Origin of the sequence: Streptomyces sp. TLI_146 (assembly GCF_002846415.1) — a bacterium.
Taxonomy (GTDB): Bacteria; Actinomycetota; Actinomycetes; order Streptomycetales; family Streptomycetaceae; genus Streptomyces.
Genome location: NZ_PJMX01000001.1, coordinates 1,135,483 through 1,150,731, shown reverse-complemented (window position 1 = coordinate 1,150,731; position 15,249 = coordinate 1,135,483). Strand labels below are relative to the sequence as shown.

14 protein-coding genes are annotated in these 15,249 nt (G+C 71.0%); 6 read left to right on the top strand and 8 right to left on the bottom strand.

Annotated features, from left to right (window positions below; translation table 11 throughout):
• Positions 1-99: 99 nt before the first annotated feature.
• Positions 100-468, top strand: a complete 369-nt coding sequence (locus tag BX283_RS05250; RefSeq protein WP_101386484.1) for a VOC family protein — start codon at positions 100-102, stop codon at positions 466-468.
• Positions 469-496: 28 nt separating this feature from the next.
• On the opposite strand, the gene BX283_RS05245 is transcribed toward BX283_RS05250, so the two are convergent.
• Positions 497-1,408, bottom strand: a complete 912-nt coding sequence (locus tag BX283_RS05245) for a LysR family transcriptional regulator (RefSeq protein WP_101386483.1) — start codon at positions 1,406-1,408, stop codon at positions 497-499.
• 153 nt (positions 1,409-1,561) lie between these two features.
• Here BX283_RS05245 and BX283_RS05240 point away from each other — a divergent pair, with 153 nt between their 5' ends.
• The 5 genes from BX283_RS05240 to BX283_RS05220 all read left to right on the top strand — a co-directional run bounded on the left by BX283_RS05240 (position 1,562) and on the right by BX283_RS05220 (position 6,414).
• Positions 1,562-2,644: a YncE family protein gene (locus BX283_RS05240; RefSeq protein WP_143676385.1), complete on the top strand. Its 1,083-nt coding sequence runs from the start codon at positions 1,562-1,564 to the stop codon at positions 2,642-2,644.
• Between the two features lie 304 nt (positions 2,645-2,948).
• A complete protein-coding gene (locus tag BX283_RS05235) occupies positions 2,949-3,908 on the top strand; it encodes a hypothetical protein (protein WP_101386481.1) in 960 nt (319 codons plus the stop codon).
• Between the two features lie 149 nt (positions 3,909-4,057).
• Positions 4,058-4,705 carry a carbonic anhydrase gene (locus BX283_RS05230; protein ID WP_101386480.1) on the top strand — a complete coding sequence of 216 codons (648 nt, stop codon included), beginning with the start codon at positions 4,058-4,060 and terminating at the stop codon, positions 4,703-4,705.
• Between the two features lie 99 nt (positions 4,706-4,804).
• Positions 4,805-5,575 (top strand): IclR family transcriptional regulator, encoded by a 771-nt coding sequence (locus BX283_RS05225; RefSeq protein WP_101386479.1) that lies wholly within the window; start codon positions 4,805-4,807, stop codon positions 5,573-5,575.
• Positions 5,572-6,414: an SMP-30/gluconolactonase/LRE family protein gene (locus tag BX283_RS05220; protein ID WP_101386478.1), complete on the top strand. Its 843-nt coding sequence runs from the start codon at positions 5,572-5,574 to the stop codon at positions 6,412-6,414. Before BX283_RS05225 ends, BX283_RS05220 begins: the two co-directional genes overlap by 4 nt.
• Positions 6,415-6,443: 29 nt before the next feature.
• On the opposite strand, the gene BX283_RS05215 is transcribed toward BX283_RS05220, so the two are convergent.
• From BX283_RS05215 to BX283_RS05185, 7 genes are all read right to left on the bottom strand, one after another.
• Positions 6,444-7,604 (bottom strand): aldose epimerase family protein, encoded by a 1,161-nt coding sequence (locus tag BX283_RS05215; protein WP_101386477.1) that lies wholly within the window; start codon positions 7,602-7,604, stop codon positions 6,444-6,446.
• Between the two features lie 32 nt (positions 7,605-7,636).
• Entirely contained in the window at positions 7,637-8,872 is a 1,236-nt protein-coding gene (mmsB, locus tag BX283_RS05210; protein ID WP_180357057.1) for a multiple monosaccharide ABC transporter permease, read from the bottom strand.
• Between the two features lie 5 nt (positions 8,873-8,877).
• Positions 8,878-10,434, bottom strand: coding sequence for a multiple monosaccharide ABC transporter ATP-binding protein (gene mmsA / locus BX283_RS05205; protein ID WP_101386476.1), 1,557 nt, complete (start codon positions 10,432-10,434; stop codon positions 8,878-8,880).
• An 11-nt stretch (positions 10,435-10,445) separates the two neighbouring features.
• Entirely contained in the window at positions 10,446-11,558 is a 1,113-nt protein-coding gene (gene chvE, locus BX283_RS05200) for a multiple monosaccharide ABC transporter substrate-binding protein (protein ID WP_101386475.1), read from the bottom strand.
• Positions 11,558-12,553, bottom strand: a complete 996-nt coding sequence (locus BX283_RS05195; RefSeq protein WP_101386474.1) for a hypothetical protein — start codon at positions 12,551-12,553, stop codon at positions 11,558-11,560. The genes chvE and BX283_RS05195 overlap by 1 nt, the downstream gene beginning before the upstream one ends.
• A gap of 109 nt (positions 12,554-12,662) precedes the next feature.
• Positions 12,663-13,715 (bottom strand): zinc-binding dehydrogenase, encoded by a 1,053-nt coding sequence (locus BX283_RS05190; protein ID WP_101392145.1) that lies wholly within the window; start codon positions 13,713-13,715, stop codon positions 12,663-12,665.
• A gap of 113 nt (positions 13,716-13,828) precedes the next feature.
• Positions 13,829-14,995, bottom strand: coding sequence for a mandelate racemase/muconate lactonizing enzyme family protein (locus tag BX283_RS05185; RefSeq protein WP_101386473.1), 1,167 nt, complete (start codon positions 14,993-14,995; stop codon positions 13,829-13,831).
• Positions 14,996-15,249 lie beyond the last annotated feature (254 nt).

Here is a 15,249-nt window from a genome sequence, read left to right as displayed (position 1 = left end):
AGAGAGGGGGCAGCGCATCAAGCGCACCGGCAGACCCGGTCCCCGGGCGCCCTTCTAAGGTGGGGCATGCGAGAGTCCGCCGATCGGCCCGGAGTTGCCATGCCGCTGAAGATGAAGTTGACCGCCATCACACTGGACTGCCCGGATCCGCTGGCCCTGGCGGCGTTCTACCAGCAGGCCACCGGCCTCGAACCCCACCCGAAGTCGGACGCCGAGTTCGCCGGACTCAACAGCCCGGACGGGCTCTTCATCGGCTTTCAGCGGGTCGACGACTACCGAGCCCCCAACTGGCCCGACCAGACCGTTCCCCAGCAGAGCCACCTCGACTTCGAGGTCGACGATCTCGACGAGGCCGAGGCCCGGCTCCTTGAGCTGGGTGCGGGCAAGCCGGATCAGCAGCCGGGCGGGGAGAGGTGGCGGGTCTTCACCGATCCGGCCGGGCATCCGTTCTGCCTGGTCATTGGCTGATTGACCGTCACCGCCTGGGGGTGTGGTGCTAGGACCCGTCGGACTCCGTCCCGAACGGGGCCAGCACCGCGGCCGCCAGGTGGTCGCGGAACCACCGGTGCCCCGGGTCGGTCGAGTTCCGGGGGTGCCAGGCCATCCCCAGTTCGAGGGGTGCCAGGTCCAGGGGGACGGGGAACGTGCGCAGCCCCAGCGCGGAGATGGTGTCCGTGAGCCAGCCGTCCAGGGTGAGCGCGACGAGGTCGGTGGTGCGGGCGAGCATCATCGCGCTCGTATGGCTGGGGACGACGACCGAGATACGGCGCCGCAACCCGCGTTCCGCCAGTGCGCTGTCGATGGGGCCCAGGCGTTTGCCGAGCCGGGAGATGCCGATGTGGTCGGCAGCGGCGAAACGGCGGGCGGTGATGCGCCCGTCGAACAGGGAGTGCCCGCCGCGGGCGATGCCCACCAGGGGCAGCTCCGTGAGCTGTCGGGTGCGGATCTCCGGATCCAGGTGTCCGAGGACTCCCAGTTCCACGTCCACCAGCCCCTGCCGCAGGGCGGGGCCGCCCTCGATCGCCTCAGGCAGGAACACCACGTCCACGTGCGGCGCCTCCGCGTGGATCCGTTCGGTCAAGGCCCCGGCCAGCCCTGTCAGGAGCAGGTCGGTGGCCTGCACGGTGAACGTCCGCTGGAGGTGCACGGCGTCGAAACCGGCCCCGGGCCGCAGGACGTTGTCGCAGCCGCGCAGCAACGCGCCCACCTCGTCCCGGAGTTCCAGGGCGCGCGGGGTCGGGACCATCCTCTGCCCCGCGCGGACCAGGAGCGGGTCGCCGACGGCACGCCGCAGCCGGGCCAGCGTACGGCTGACGGCCGCCGGTGACGTGCCGAGCCGCTCGGCGGCGCGCGTCACGCTGTTCTCCTGGAGCAGGGCGTCCAGGACGCGCAGCAGATTGAGATCCAATGATGCTCCTGAGCTGCATGTTTACGCTTGGGGCAAGGATTAGGTGCTCATTCTTGCATTGTCGGCGGCCCCAGCCGTGGCGAGAGTGGAGACGTCCGCGAAACGCACCGCGTGACGACCGACCTCCCTTTCGCCCCTCTCAAGGAGCCCTCCGTGTCCTCTGCGCCTTCTATGGCCTCCGAGCACCAGTCCCCCCGCGCCGGTCGGGACGGCGACGTTCTGGCCGTGGTCAGTCAGAGCGGGCCGGCCATCTCGTTCTTCGACACCGTCTCCGACCGGCACATCGACACGATCGACATCATCGCCGAGCCCCACGAGGTGTGCTTCGACCCGACGCAGCGCCTGCTGTGGTGCACCACCTCGTACCACTCGGGCTATTACCACGCGAACAGCGGCCGACGCACCGAGCTGACCGTCATCGATCCCGATACGCGCCGCATCGTCGAGGTCATCGACCTTGCCCCCGAACACGGCCCGCACGGGCTGGCGTTGGACACGGAACGCCGTCGCCTCTACGTCAGCGTCGAGGGCTCGGCGGACCGGCCCGGCGGTGTCGTGGTGATCGACACGGAGACCCGTCGGCCGCTGGGCAGGATCGACACGGACGCGCCCGGCCCGCACTGGTTCGCCATCGACCCCGCGGGGAGGACGGGCTACGCCACCAACAAGGAAGCGCCGTTCGTGTCGGTAGTCGACCTCGAACGGGGCGTCCTCACCGCGAAGGTCGAGGTGCCGGGCAGCGAGGGCCTGGCCGTCTCGGCCGACGGCGCCCACGCCTACGTCGCCTCGCCGTACGCCGGTTCCTTCCTCTCCGCCGCCGAGAACCGGCCGGAGACGGGCATCAAGGTCATCGACGCCCGGACGGCGTCCGTGGTCGACACACTGCCCACCGACGGCGTCGTCCTGCCGGTCCACCTCACCTCGACGGGCAAGCTGCTCGTCGGCGAACTGCGCATGGAACCCGACCCGGCGTCCCAGCTCGGCCGCCAGGCGCCGGGCCGCCTCACGGTGTTCTCCGCAGACTCCCGCAAGCGGCTGGGCGAGCTCGAGGTGGGGCTCTTCCCGCTGACCATCACCTCGTCGCCGGACGGCCGGATCGCGTACGTGTCCTGCGTCGTCTCGTCCACGGTGCACATCGTCGACCTGGAGACGCTGCGCGAGCTGAACCGGCTGGACATCGCCAAGGCGGGCGAGCCCGGCGCCCACGGCCTGGCGTACATCCCGCGCCCGGTCTGAGACCGAAAAGGCACGGTGCCGTTGCGGGGATGAGTGCGGGGTGCCGCACACGTACGCGGTCCGCTGAGCGGACCGTGTGCTTGTGCGGCCGTTCCGCCGGTGGCGATGCTGCACCCGACGTTTGCCGAAACCAGGGGTGATTCTCGTGACGCACCACTTACCCTCCCGCCGATCCCTGCTGAAGGGTGCCGGGGCGGCCGCACTGGTCGCAGGCCCACTGGCCGCGGCCGCTCCCGCCGCCGCGGCCCCCTCTCCGGCCCCTTCGCCCTCAGGGTCCTCGCCGTCTCCGTCGCGCCGGGGCCACGTGCGGTCGGCCGCGGCGGGCGTACGGGACAAGATGACCTGGTGGGAGGCGACGACCACGGCCGCGCCCGCCGCGACCCAGCCGGGCAACACCCCGCTCCTCGCGTGGCGCGGCAACCGCAACAGCCGGAACATCACCCTCGCCAATGTCATCGGCCCGCCGCGCCAGTTCGCCGGTTCGACCCTGGAGAAGACGATCCTGGCCGACGCCTCCGACTACGCGCCGTCGTTCCTGCCGGGGGTGACGAGTGCGTACGACGCCCGGCTCGCCTGGACGGGCATCGACTACGGACGCGCGGTCAAGGTCGCCGACTTCGCCCTGACGTCGGGGGACTGGAAGCTGACCGGCGGTATGACCCAGCACGGCCTGGTGGGCTACGGGCAGATCGGCGGGACGAGCGGCCCCGACATGTCGGTGCTCCAGCGGTACCGGGTCAACGTGGTCGACCAGTACGGCCGGGTCGTCCTCGCCCAGGCCAACGGGATCAGCTTCGGTGAGACGATCCCTCTGCCCTTCTTCGGCACCCCGCGCGGCCCGGTCCGTAACATCGGCCTGGGCTGGGAAGGCACCGTGTGGATGTGGACGGCCTCCGACGGGGCCCTGTCCTTCGCGTTCACCGACTCGGCCGTACCGGCGACGGACACCCCGGTGGTGGTGAGATCGGCGCAGTGGGCCATCTGCGAGCCGGCGGCCTTCACACCGTTCCGCGACTCCGTCTATATCGCCTGGACCGGCACCGACGGCGCCGGCCACCTCAATGTGGCGCCGGTCGACCTCGCGGCGGTCAAGGCCGGGACCGACCCCATCGGCGCGGTGTACACCCTGCCGGAGACCAGTATCGCCGCCCCCGCCCTCGTCCCCCAGATGGACTGGGATCACGGCAACCACCGCCTGGCCGTGTTCTGGACCGGCACGGACGGCAGCGGTGCGCTGAACGCCTGCGAGGTCGTACTGCCCTGATGCGCCGGTCACCTTCGACCGTACGGAGGGAGCCGAACGCCAACCGGCCCGCTTGAGCCTGGGAGCCGCTGAGAGGCGTCAACCTGGGCGCGCAAGTGCGGCTTCCGGCCCGTGCGCGCGCCCCCGCCCGCCTCGTAGAGTCTGCCGGCATGGCATCCACTCCCGTCTCTCCCGCCGACGCCCTCGACGCCCTGCTCGCCGGGAACCGGCGCTTCGTGGCCGGGGCGCCGCGGCATCCGAACCAGGACGCCGCACGGCGCGCCGAGCTCGCTCCGGCGCACAAGCCCTTCGCGGTGCTGCTGGGGTGCTCCGACTCCAGGCTGGCCGCCGAGATCATCTTCGACCAGGGTCTCGGCGACCTGTTCGTGGTGCGCACCGCCGGGCACGTCCTGGGGCCGGAGGTCCTGGGCAGCATCGAGTACGGCACGAGCGTGCTGGACTGCCGCCTCGTCGTGGTCCTCGGGCACGACTCCTGCGGCGCCGTGGCGGCCGCCCGCGCCGCGGTCGAGGACGGGCTGCCCGCCGCCGGGTACGTCCGGGACGTCGTCGAGCGCGTCACCCCCAGTGTGCTGGCCGCCCGCGCCGCCGGTCTCACCTCGGACAGCGACCTCATCGACACGCACATACTGCACACCGTGGACCTCCTCCTGGACCGCTCCCGCGTTCTCGCCGACCAGGTCGCCGCCGGCCACACCGGAGTCGTCGGGCTGGCCTACCAACTCGCCGAAGGCAGCGCCCGCCTCGTCACCGCCCATGGGATCCTCACCGCGTCGACGGCCGCCCGACGCAGGCGCTGAGCACCCGCCCATTGCCCCCCGAACCACCCTGTCGCTAGCCTGTGTTCGTCATTCCGGCCGTTGACCGGAGTTTCGAACACGGAGAGTGGGTGGCGGGCCATGGGGCGACTCGTGCCGGCGGTGGCCAGAGCGCTGGACGTGCTGGAGCTCTTCCTGGAGAGCGAGGCGCCGCTCTCCGCGCCGGACGTCATGCGCAGGCTCGGGCTTCCGCGTACGACGGTCCACGAGCTGGTCACCACACTGGCCGCCCGCTCCTACCTGGTCGCGGTGCCCGAGCAGCCGGGGCGCTACCGGCTCGGCGTGCGCACGTATCAACTCGGCAGCCGGTACGCCGAGCAGCTGGACCTGGCCGCCGAGGGGCAGCAGGTGGCCCGCGAGGTCGCCGAGACCTGTGACGAGACCGTCCATGTGGCGATCCTGGAGGACACCGACGTCATCTACATCGCCAAAGTGGACTCCACCCACGCCGTCCGCATGGTCTCGGCCGCCGGCCGCCGCCTCCCCGCCCACTGCACCTCCGTCGGCAAGATGCTGCTCGCCTCGCTCCCGGAAGCCGAGCTCGACGCCAGGATCGGCGGCGCCGAGCTCGTCGCCATGACCCCCGACAGCATCACCGACCCCGATGTGCTGCGCACCGCGCTCAGCGAGATACGGGCCCGGGGCACCGCGTTCGAGCACCGCGAATCCAATCCGGACGTCAGCTGCGTGGCCGCCCCGGTGCGCGACAGCGCGGGCCGGGTCGTCGCCGCGCTGTCCATCTCCGTACCGATGATCCGGTGGACCGAGGCGCGCGAGACAGAGCTCGCCGAGCTGGCGCTGAAGGGCGCGGGCGACCTGTCCCTGCGGCTCGGCCACCGGGCCGCGCGATGAACCCGGACGTGGCCGTGCGGGCCTCGGCCGAGCTCGGCGAAGGGCCCACCTGGGACCCGGCGACCGGACGGCTGATCTGGGTCGACATCCTGGCGTCGCGGATCCACACGTACGAGCCGGGCAGCGGACGCCGTACGGTCATGGCGACCGAGCAGCACGTCGGCGCCGCCAAGCCGCGCGCGGGCGGCGGCCTCGTCGTCAACCTCCGTGACGGCGTCGGGCTGTACGGCCCGGACGGCGCCTTCTCGTGGCTGCTGCGGGATCCCGTGCCCGGGCGGCGCGGCAACGACGCGGCGGTCGCACCGGACGGCGCCCTCTGGGCGGGCACCATGCGCTACGACGAGACGCCGGGCGGCGGCTCCCTCACCCGGATCGCGGGCGACGGCGCGACCACCGCGCTGCCCGGCCCGGTGTCGGTGAGCAACGGAACGGCCTGGAGCCCGGACGGCAGGCTCATGTACTACGTCGACAGCCCGACCCGGCGCATCGATGTCTTCGACTACGACGGCCAACTCGCCCACGAGCGGCGGCCGTTCGCCGTCATCGAGAGCGGCTCCGGCTTCCCCGACGGGCTCACCGTCGACGCCGACGGCGGCATCTGGGTGGCGCTCTGGGACGGGGCCGCGGTGCGCCGTTACGACCCGGACGGCACGCTGGGCCTGGTCGTCGAGCTGCCCGTGCGCCGCCCCACCGCCTGCGCCTTCGGCGGCCCGGACCTCACCGACCTGTACATCACCACCGCCCGGACGGGTCTGCGGCAGCCGCATCCGCTCTCCGGGTCACTCCTGGTGCTGCCGGGTATGGGCCGCGGAATGCCGGGCACCGCCTTCGCCGGGTGAGCGGAAGGCGGTACCCGGATCCGCACCCCTCAGCGCGTCGAGAAGGCGTGCACGGTCGACGTCCGGTACGTCTCGCCCGGGCGCAGCACCGTGGACGGGAAGGCGGGATGGTTGGGGGAGTCCGGGAAGTGCTGGGACTCCAGGCAGAGGGCGTCGCCCTGGCGGTAGGTGCGGCCCGAGGTGCCGACCAGGGTGCCGTCCAGGAAGTTGCCGCTGTAGAACTGCATGCCCGGCTCGGTGGTGTACATCCTCATCACCCGCCCGGAGTGCGGCTCGGCGAGCGTGAGCGCGTACGCGGGGTCCGGTGTGCTCCCCTTGTCCAGGACCCAGTTGTGGTCGAACCCCTTGCCGTACAGGAGCTGCTGGTGGCCCTGGCGGAGGTCCTGGCCGATCCGCTTAGTACGCCGGAAGTCGAAGGGGGTGCCGGACACCCGGGCCAGTTCGCCGGTCGGGATGAGGCCCGCGTCGACCGGGGTGTAACGGGCGGCGGCCAGTTCGAGGGTGTGGTCGTGGACCGGGCCGCTGCCCTCTCCCGCGAGGTTGAAGTAGGTGTGGCTGGTGAGGTTGACGACGGTCGCCCGGTCGGTGGTCGCCGAGTAGTCGATGCGCCATTCCCCGCGTGCCGTGAGGGTGTAGGTGACCTGGACCTTCAACGTGCCGGGGTAGCCCATCTCGCCGTCCGGTGAGACCCGGGAGAGCACGAGACCGGTGCCGGAGCGGCGGGTGAAGGGCTCCACGTGCCACATCTGCTTGTCGAAGCCCTTGGTGCCGCCGTGCAGGCTGTTCGCGCTGTCGTTGAGCGGCAGTTGGTAGGTGTGGCCGTCGAGGGTGAACCTGCCCGCCGCGATGCGGTTGCCGAAGCGGCCGATCAGACCGCCGAAGTACGGGGACTTGGCGACGTAGTCGGCGAGGTTGTCGAAGCCGAGCGCGATGTTCGCCCGACGGCCGTGCCGGTCGGGCACGTCGAGGCGGTGCACGATCCCGCCGTACGAGAGGACCCCCAGCCGGATGCCGCCGTTGGCGACGGTCCACAGGTGTACGGGGGTGCCGTCGTCCAGGGTGCCGAACAGGGTTCTGGTGGGGGTACGGCCCGGCGTGGCATGCGCTGTGCCCGGGCCCGCCGCGGCCAGACCGGTGGTCAGGCCGGTGGCGAGGCCCGCCGCCATCACCGTACGTCTGCTGGTGTTCATGTCCACTGCTCCTATGGGTAGGTGATGGTGTGTCATGAGCCGACCTTGCGTTTGTTCCAGACGTCGAAGCCCACCGCGGCCAGCAGGACGAGCCCCTTGATGACCTGCTGGTAGTCGGTGCCGACGCCGACCAGCGACATACCGTTGTTGAGTACGCCGAGCACCAGGCCGCCGATGATCGCGCCGAGGACCGTTCCCACGCCGCCGCTCATCGAGGCGCCGCCGATGAAGGCGGCCGCGATGGCCTCCAGCTCGAAGTTGACGCCCGCGTTGGGCGTGCCCGCGTTGAGGCGGGCCGCGAAGACGACACCGGCGAGGGCGGCGAGCACCCCCATGTTCACGAAGACCAGGAAGGTGACCCGCTTGTCCTTGACGCCGGAGAGCTTCGCCGCCGCCTGGTTGCCGCCGAGCGCGTACACATGCCGTCCCACCACCGCGTTGCGCATCACGAAGCCGAGCCCGATGAGCAGGGCGGCGAGCAGGAGCAGCACCACCGGCACGCCCCGGTAGCTGGCCAGGGTGAGGGTGAAGGCGAGGACGGCGGCGGCCATCGCCGCGCACTTGGTGAGGAACAGGCCGCGGGGGAGTACATCGAGTTCGTACGCCTGCTCGCGCCGCCGGGAGCGCACCTCCTGGATCAGGACGACGGCGATCAGGGCCAGCCCCAACAGGAGGGTGAGGTTGTGGTAGTTGGTGTCGGGGCCGAACTCGGGGAGGTATCCGGTGGAGATCTTCTGGAAGCCCTCGGGGAACGGGCCGAGTGAGCGGGAGCCGAGCAGGATCTGGGTGCCGCCCCGGAAGAGCAGCATCCCGGCTAGTGTGACGATGAAGGACGGGATGCCGACGTAGGCGATCCAGAAGCCCTGCCAGGCGCCCGCGACCGCGCCGATGGCGAGCGCCACGACCAGTGCGAGCACCCAGGGCACATGGTGCTCCACCATCATCACGGCGCACGCGGCCGAGACGAAGGCCGCCAGCGAGCCCACGGACAGGTCGATGTGACCGGCGATGATGACGATCACCATGCCGATGGCGAGGACCAGGATGTAGCTGTTCTGGAGGACCAGGTTGGTGACGTTGTTCGGTTTGAGCAGGACGCCGTCGGTCCATATCTGGAACAGCACGACGATCAGTCCGAGCGCGACCAGCATCCCGTACTGGCGCATGTTGCGGCGAGCCGCGTCCAGGAGCAGCGCCCCGGCCGGGGAGCGCGGGGGCTCGGGCGTCCTCGGGGTGCTCGGTGCGGCGTCGGTGGTGACCGGACCCATAGCGGCTACCTCTTGTTCGTGGTCATGTCGTGCGTGGTCATGAGGCGCATCAGCACTTCCTGGGTGGCGTCCGCCCGGGCGGTCTCGCCGGTGAGGCGGCCGGCCGCCATGGTGTAGATGCGGTCGCACATGCCGAGGAGTTCGGGCAGTTCGGAGGAGATGAAGACGACGGCCTTGCCCTGGGCCGCGAGCCGGTCGATCACGGTGTAGATCTCGTACTTGGCGCCCACGTCGATACCGCGCGTGGGCTCGTCGAGGATCAGCACATCGGGACCCGCGAAGATCCACTTGCTGAGGACGACCTTCTGCTGGTTGCCGCCGGACAGCCGTCCGACCGGCTCGAAGACGGTCGGCGCCTTGATGCCCATGGAGGTGCGGTACGACTCGGCGACGCGCCGCTCCTCGTGCTCGTCGACGATTCCGCGCCGGGACACCTTGTCCAGGGCGCCCAGGGTGATGTTGCGGCTGATGGTGTCGATGAGGTTGAGGCCGTAGTGCTTGCGGTCCTCGGTGACGTAGGCGATGCCGTGGCCCACCGCCTCGGGGACGGTCCTTGTACGGATGCGCTGGCCGTCCTTCCACACCGTGCCGCTGATGCCCCGGCCGTAGGAGCGGCCGAAGACGCTCATGGCCAGCTCGGTGCGGCCCGCCCCCATCAGCCCGGCGACGCCCACGATCTCGCCGCGCCGGACGTGCAGGCTGACGTCGTCGACGACCTTGCGCTGCTGGTCGATGGGGTGGTGCACGGTCCAGTCCCGCACCTCCAGAGCGGGGTGGGCACCCGGATCGCCCGCGTAGGGGGTGCGTTCGGGAAAGCGGTGGTCGAGGTCGCGGCCGACCATGGCCCGGATGATGCGCTCCTCGGAGGTGTCCGGGGACTTCACGTCCAGGGTCTCGATGGTCCTGCCGTCCCTCAGGACGGTGACCGAGTCGGCGACCGCCGCGATCTCGTTGAGCTTGTGCGAGATGATGATCGAGGCGATGCCCTGGGCCTTCAGCTCCAGGATGAGGCCGAGGAGGTGGGCGCTGTCCTCGTCGTTGAGCGCCGCGGTCGGCTCGTCCAGGATGAGCAGCCGCACCTCCTTGGAGAGGGCCTTGGCGATCTCCACGAGCTGCTGTTTGCCGACCCCGATGTCCGCGACCCTGGTCTGCGGATGCTCGCGCAGGCCCACCCTCTTCATCAGCCGCGCCGCGTGCTTGAGCGTCTCGCCCCAGCTCACGATCCCGCGCCTGGCGTGCTCGTTGCCGAGGAAGATGTTCTCGGCGATGGAGAGGTAGGGGACGAGCGCCAGCTCCTGGTGGATGATGACGATGCCGCGCGCCTCGCTGGCCCGCATGTCCTTGAACGCGCAGGGCTCGCCCTGGAAGAGGATGTCGCCCTCGTAGCTCCCGTGCGGGTGGACGCCGCTGAGGACCTTCATCAGGGTGGACTTGCCCGCACCGTTCTCGCCGCATACCGCGTGCACCTCGCCGGGGGCGACGGAGAGGGACACGTCGGAGAGCGCCCGGACGCCGGGGAACGTCTTGACGATGGAGCGCATCTCAAGAAGGGGCGCCCCCATGTCCGGGGTGCTCACTTCAGGTCACTCGCCTTGATGTAGCCCGAATCGACCAGCGTCGCCCGGTAGTTGGACTTGTCGACGCTGACCGGGTTGAGCAGGAAGGCGGGCACCACCTTCTTCTCGTTGTCGTACGTCTTGGTGTCGTTGACCTGGGGCGTCTTCCCGGTGAGCACCGCGTCGGCCATCTGCACGGCCTGCTTGGCCAGGGCGCGGGTGTCCTTGTAGACGGTCTGGGCCTGGACGCCCGCGATGATCGACTTCACGGACGCCACCTCGGCGTCCTGCCCGGTGACGAGCGGATACGGCTTGGCGGCCGTTCCATAGCCGCCGGAGCGCAGGGCGGACAGGATGCCGATCGAGATCCCGTCGTACGGGGAGAGGACGGCGTCGACGCGGTCGGTGGAGTACGCCTTCGTCAGCAGGTCGTCCATGCGCTTCTGCGCGGTGGCGCCGTCCCAGCGCAGCGTGGTCACCTGGTTGAGGCGGGTCTGGCCGCTGCGCACCACCAGCTGCTTCTTGTCGATGTAGGGCTGGAGCGTCTTGAGTGCGCCCTGGAAGAAGTACCGGGTGTTGTTGTCGTCGGGCGATCCGGCGAACAGCTCGATGTTGAAGGGGCCCTGCTTGCCGCCGTTCTTGAGGCCGAGCTTGTCGACGAGGTAGGTGGCCTGGAGCACGCCGACCTTCTCGTTGTCGAACGACGCGTAGTAGTCGACGTTCGGGGAGCCGAGGATCAGACGGTCGTAGGAGATCACCTTGATGTGCTGGTCGGCGGCCTGCTTGAGGACGTCGCCGAGCGCCCGTCCGTCGATCGCCGCGATCACCAGGGCGTCCACGCCTTTAGTGATCATGTTCTCGATCTGGGCGACCTGCTGGTCGACGCTGTCCTCGCCGTACTGGAGGTCGGTCTTGTAGCCGAGCGCCCGGAACTGCTGGGCCATGTTGTTCCCGTCGGCGATCCAGCGCTCGGACGACTTGGTCGGCATCGCTATGCCGATCGTGGATCCCTTGCCGCCCTTGGGCGTCGCCTTGCCGCCTCCCTCACTGTCCTGCCCGCAGGCGGTCAGGGCGAGGGCGGTGGCGAGGGTGAGCACGAGTGCGGCTGGTCGGATGCGGCGCATGGTCATCAGTCCTTGGGGTTCGCGGGGAAGCGGTGCAGGGGGCCGGGGAGGCGGGAGCCGAGCGGGGACATGCCGCCGTCGGCGCCGAGGCGGGCGAGCAGATCGAGGACGAGCCGGCCCCGGCGCACCCGCTCGCGGGCGGTGTCCAGGGCGGTGTCGCGCAGATGGGCGCCGTAGGGGTAGATGCCGGGCGCCCGGGAGAGGCCGAACTTGAGGTAGAGCGGGGCGGCGCGGCGGATCAGGTCGGGCGCCTCGTACATGCGTACATAGCCGCCGAGGTCGTCGGGCGCCTCGATGTAGAGGTCGAGCGGGACCCCCGACACCCGCCGGATCTCGGTGAAGTGGGCGGGCGTCAGATCGGAGGGCACGTTGACGGAGTCGGCCCCCAGCTGCTCGTACACGGCCACCGAAGCCGGGTTGACCGGGCCGATCAGCGCGGAGACCTTGAGGGTGGTGTCGGCGGGCAGCAGGCCCCGCTCGCGCATCCGGTGCAGGCTCCACAGCACGCCCTCGTCCGCGACGAGCAGACAGCGCACCCCCAACTCGGCCGCCCGCAGGGCGTCTTCGACGCATCCGGCGAGCGCGTCATGGCCACGGGCGCGCAGTCCCGCGCCGCCCGAGTCGCTGCGCGCGGAGGCCCCGGTGTCCCAGGTGCCGCGCGGCCCGGTGAACAGGCACAGCTCGATGTCGCGCTCGGCGCACCCCTCCACCATCTCGGTGATCTCGGCGTCGGAGAGCATCCAGACGCCGCTGCCCTGGCTGACGCGGTGGACGGGCACGTCGAGGCGGGACGCCTCCTTCAGTACGACCGAGAGTGCCTCCGGACCCTCGACGGAGGGAATCTCGGTGCGCCAGGCGCCTCCGTCGGGGAACGCGTGCGGGGAGGAGTCGGCGGGGTTGTCGCTCGGGGCGGCCAGACCCAGTGTCTCCAGGGCCGGTTCCCCGGGGCGGCGGGGGCTGTCGGGGCCCGGGACGGGAGGTGTGGCTGGTGCGTCGGTCACAGGCGGATTCCTTGTGCGAGAGAGTCCGGATACCAGGACGTTCGATATGTCGAACGAGGTTCGGATCGTTGGGTGTGCGGATGTACGGCTGGGGGCGGGAGACGGGACGTCAGGGGCGCAGCAGCACCTTTCCGGTCTTCGGGTCACCGCCTCCGACCAGCGCGAGGGCGTCGGCGTACCGCTCCAGGGGGAACTCGTCGGTGATCAGTGACGCCGGGTCGATGAGGCCCGAGCTGTAGGCCCGTACGGCGTACGACCAGGCGGCGGACGGGGCGCCGAACACGCTCCGCACGGTGAGCTGGCTCACCGAGAGGTGCACCGGGTCGATGCCCACCGCGCCTTCGGCGAACATCCCGGTGAGGACGACCCGGCCGCCGCGCCGGGCGAGCAGGCAGGCGGCCGCGGCGGTGGTACGGGCGCCGGCCGTCTCCACGACGAGGTCGTAGCGGCCGTGCACCTCGGGGGACTGGGCGGGGGCGCGGGCATGCGTCGCGCCCATGCGGCAGGCCAGTTCGGCCCGTTCGTGCCGGGGGTCGACGACGGCCAGCTCGCCGGGGGAGACGGCGGCCAGGAACTGGACCGCGAGCAGCCCGAGCGTTCCCGCGCCCACCACCGCGACCCGTTCGCCCGGCTCCGGCGCGGCGGCCCGTACGGCGGCGGCCACCACGGCGGCGGGCTCCAGCAGAGCCGCGCCGCGCAGGTCCGCGTCGTCCGGCAGCGGGTGCAGCAGCCGGGCGGGCACCACCAGGTGGTCGGCGAAGGCGCCGGGATGGGTGAAGCCGGTCTCCGCGTACGCGGCGGAGCACAGGGAGGTGTCCCCGGCCCGGCACCGCTCGCAGGTCCCGCAGGAGCGGAACCCCTCGGCGACCGTCTTGCGCCCCACCAGCGCGGGATCGACACCGGGCCCGGCCGCCACGACGGTTCCCGACCACTCGTGGCCGGGGGTGATGGGGTAGCGCACATAGCCGGGGGCGCGGTTGCCGTCGTACACCTCCCGGTCGCTCAGACAGATCCCCGCGGCGGCGACCTCGACGAGCACCTCGCCGGGGCCGGGCTTCGGGCGCGGCCGGGTGACCAGGCGGTGGGTGCCGGGCGCGTCGACGACGATCGCGCGGCTGGTCGCCGGGGCGTCGCCGGGGCGGTCGGCCGTGTCGCCGCCCATGGGTCCGACCTCGAAGTCCTCACTCTCGCGGGCGATCGCCATCCCGCCCCCGGAGGCCTCACGTACGCGGCCGGTCGCCGTCCCGCCCCCGGGGTCCTCGCTCGCGCCCCCGCTCATCCCGCCGCCCCCGAGGCCTTCGGGGCGCGCTTCTCCCAGCCCTCCGCCCACAGGTCGAACCGGGCCTGCTGCTGGGGGAACTCGGCCGCCGCGTCCACGTCGAGCTCGACGCCGAGGCCCGGGGCCTGCGGCAGTTCGAAGTAGCCGTCGACCACCTGGGGGGCGCCCTTGACGACCTTCTTGATCTCCGCGTCCGCGAAGTCGTTGAAGTGCTCAAGGATCTTGAAGTTCGGGGTGCAGCCCGCCACTTGGAGGCTGGCCGCGGTGAGCACCGGGCCGCCCACGTTGTGCGGCGCGACCAGCACGTAGTGCGCTTCGGCGGTCGCGGCGAGCTTGCGGGTCTCCAGGATGCCGCCGATGTGGCCCACGTCGGGCTGGATGATGTCGGCGGCCTGCGACTCGAAGAGCTCCCTGAACTCGATGCGGTCGTGGATGCGTTCGCCGGTCGCGACCGGGATGTCCACCTTGGCGGCGACCTTCTCCAGGGCCTTGAGGTTCTCCGGCGGCACCGGCTCCTCCAGCCAGGCGGGGGCGAACGGTGCGAGATCGCGGGCCAGGCGCACGGCCGTGGACGGCGAGAACCGCCCGTGCATCTCCAGCATCAGCTCCGCTTCGGGGCCGATCGCGTCCCGCACCGCCTCGATCAGCGACACCGCGTACCGGGTCTGCTGGTGGTCGAGCTCGAAGTGGCCGGTGCCGAACGGGTCGATCTTCAGTGCCCGGTAGCCGCGTTCGACGACCGCCCGGGCCGCCTTGTGATACGCCTCCGGGGTGCGCTCGGTGGTGTACCAGCCGTTGGCGTATGCCTTGACCCGGTCGGTCACCTTCCCGCCGAGCAGCTGCCAGACCGGGACGCCGAGCGCCTTGCCCTTGATGTCCCAGCACGCCATCTCGACGACCGCGATGCCGGACATCACGATCTCACCGGCCCGCCCGTAGTCGCCGTACTTCATCCGGCGCACCAGGTCCTCGATCGCGAACGGGTCGGAACCGGCGATGTGGTTGGCCTCGGCCTCGCGCAGATAGCCGAGGAGCGCGTCGGTGTGGCCGAGCATCCGGGTCTCGCCAACTCCGGTGAGGCCCTCGTCGGTGTGGACCTGGACGTAGGTGAGGTTGCGCCAGGGGGTCCCGACGACGTGTGTGCTGATTCCCGTGATTCGCAAGGCAGTTGCTCCCCGAGGCTGCGGCCCATGCCGTTCGATATTTCGTCACACGTTCGAAATGCTGGCGTGACGGTAATGACGTGCGGTCGCGGGTGTCAATGGGTCGCGCGGGAACCGTTCCGGATCCGGCGGCGGCCACCGCCGTCCGCAACGTCCCGGCACCGCCTCGGGTGTTGACGTGGTGGCGGGAGAAGCGGAATGCTCCCGGCGGCGCAGTAGCGACGAAATGCAGAACGTCGTCCGAAATCTCGAAC

Excerpts from the sequence above, each read along its gene's own strand:
- BX283_RS05250 (WP_101386484.1), top strand. The coding sequence starts at position 100 with ATGCCGCTGAAGATGAAGTTGACCGCCATCACACTGGACTGCCCGGAT.
- BX283_RS05230 (WP_101386480.1), top strand. The coding sequence starts at position 4,058 with ATGGCATCCACTCCCGTCTCTCCCGCCGACGCCCTCGACGCCCTGCTC.
- BX283_RS05225 (WP_101386479.1), top strand. The coding sequence starts at position 4,805 with ATGGGGCGACTCGTGCCGGCGGTGGCCAGAGCGCTGGACGTGCTGGAG.
- BX283_RS05220 (WP_101386478.1), top strand. The coding sequence starts at position 5,572 with ATGAACCCGGACGTGGCCGTGCGGGCCTCGGCCGAGCTCGGCGAAGGG.
- BX283_RS05215 (WP_101386477.1), bottom strand. The coding sequence starts at position 7,604 with ATGAACACCAGCAGACGTACGGTGATGGCGGCGGGCCTCGCCACCGGC.
- mmsB (WP_180357057.1), bottom strand. The coding sequence starts at position 8,872 with ATGGGTCCGGTCACCACCGACGCCGCACCGAGCACCCCGAGGACGCCC.
- mmsA (WP_101386476.1), bottom strand. The coding sequence starts at position 10,434 with ATGGGGGCGCCCCTTCTTGAGATGCGCTCCATCGTCAAGACGTTCCCC.
- chvE (WP_101386475.1), bottom strand. The coding sequence starts at position 11,558 with ATGACCATGCGCCGCATCCGACCAGCCGCACTCGTGCTCACCCTCGCC.
- BX283_RS05190 (WP_101392145.1), bottom strand. The coding sequence starts at position 13,715 with ATGGGCGGCGACACGGCCGACCGCCCCGGCGACGCCCCGGCGACCAGC.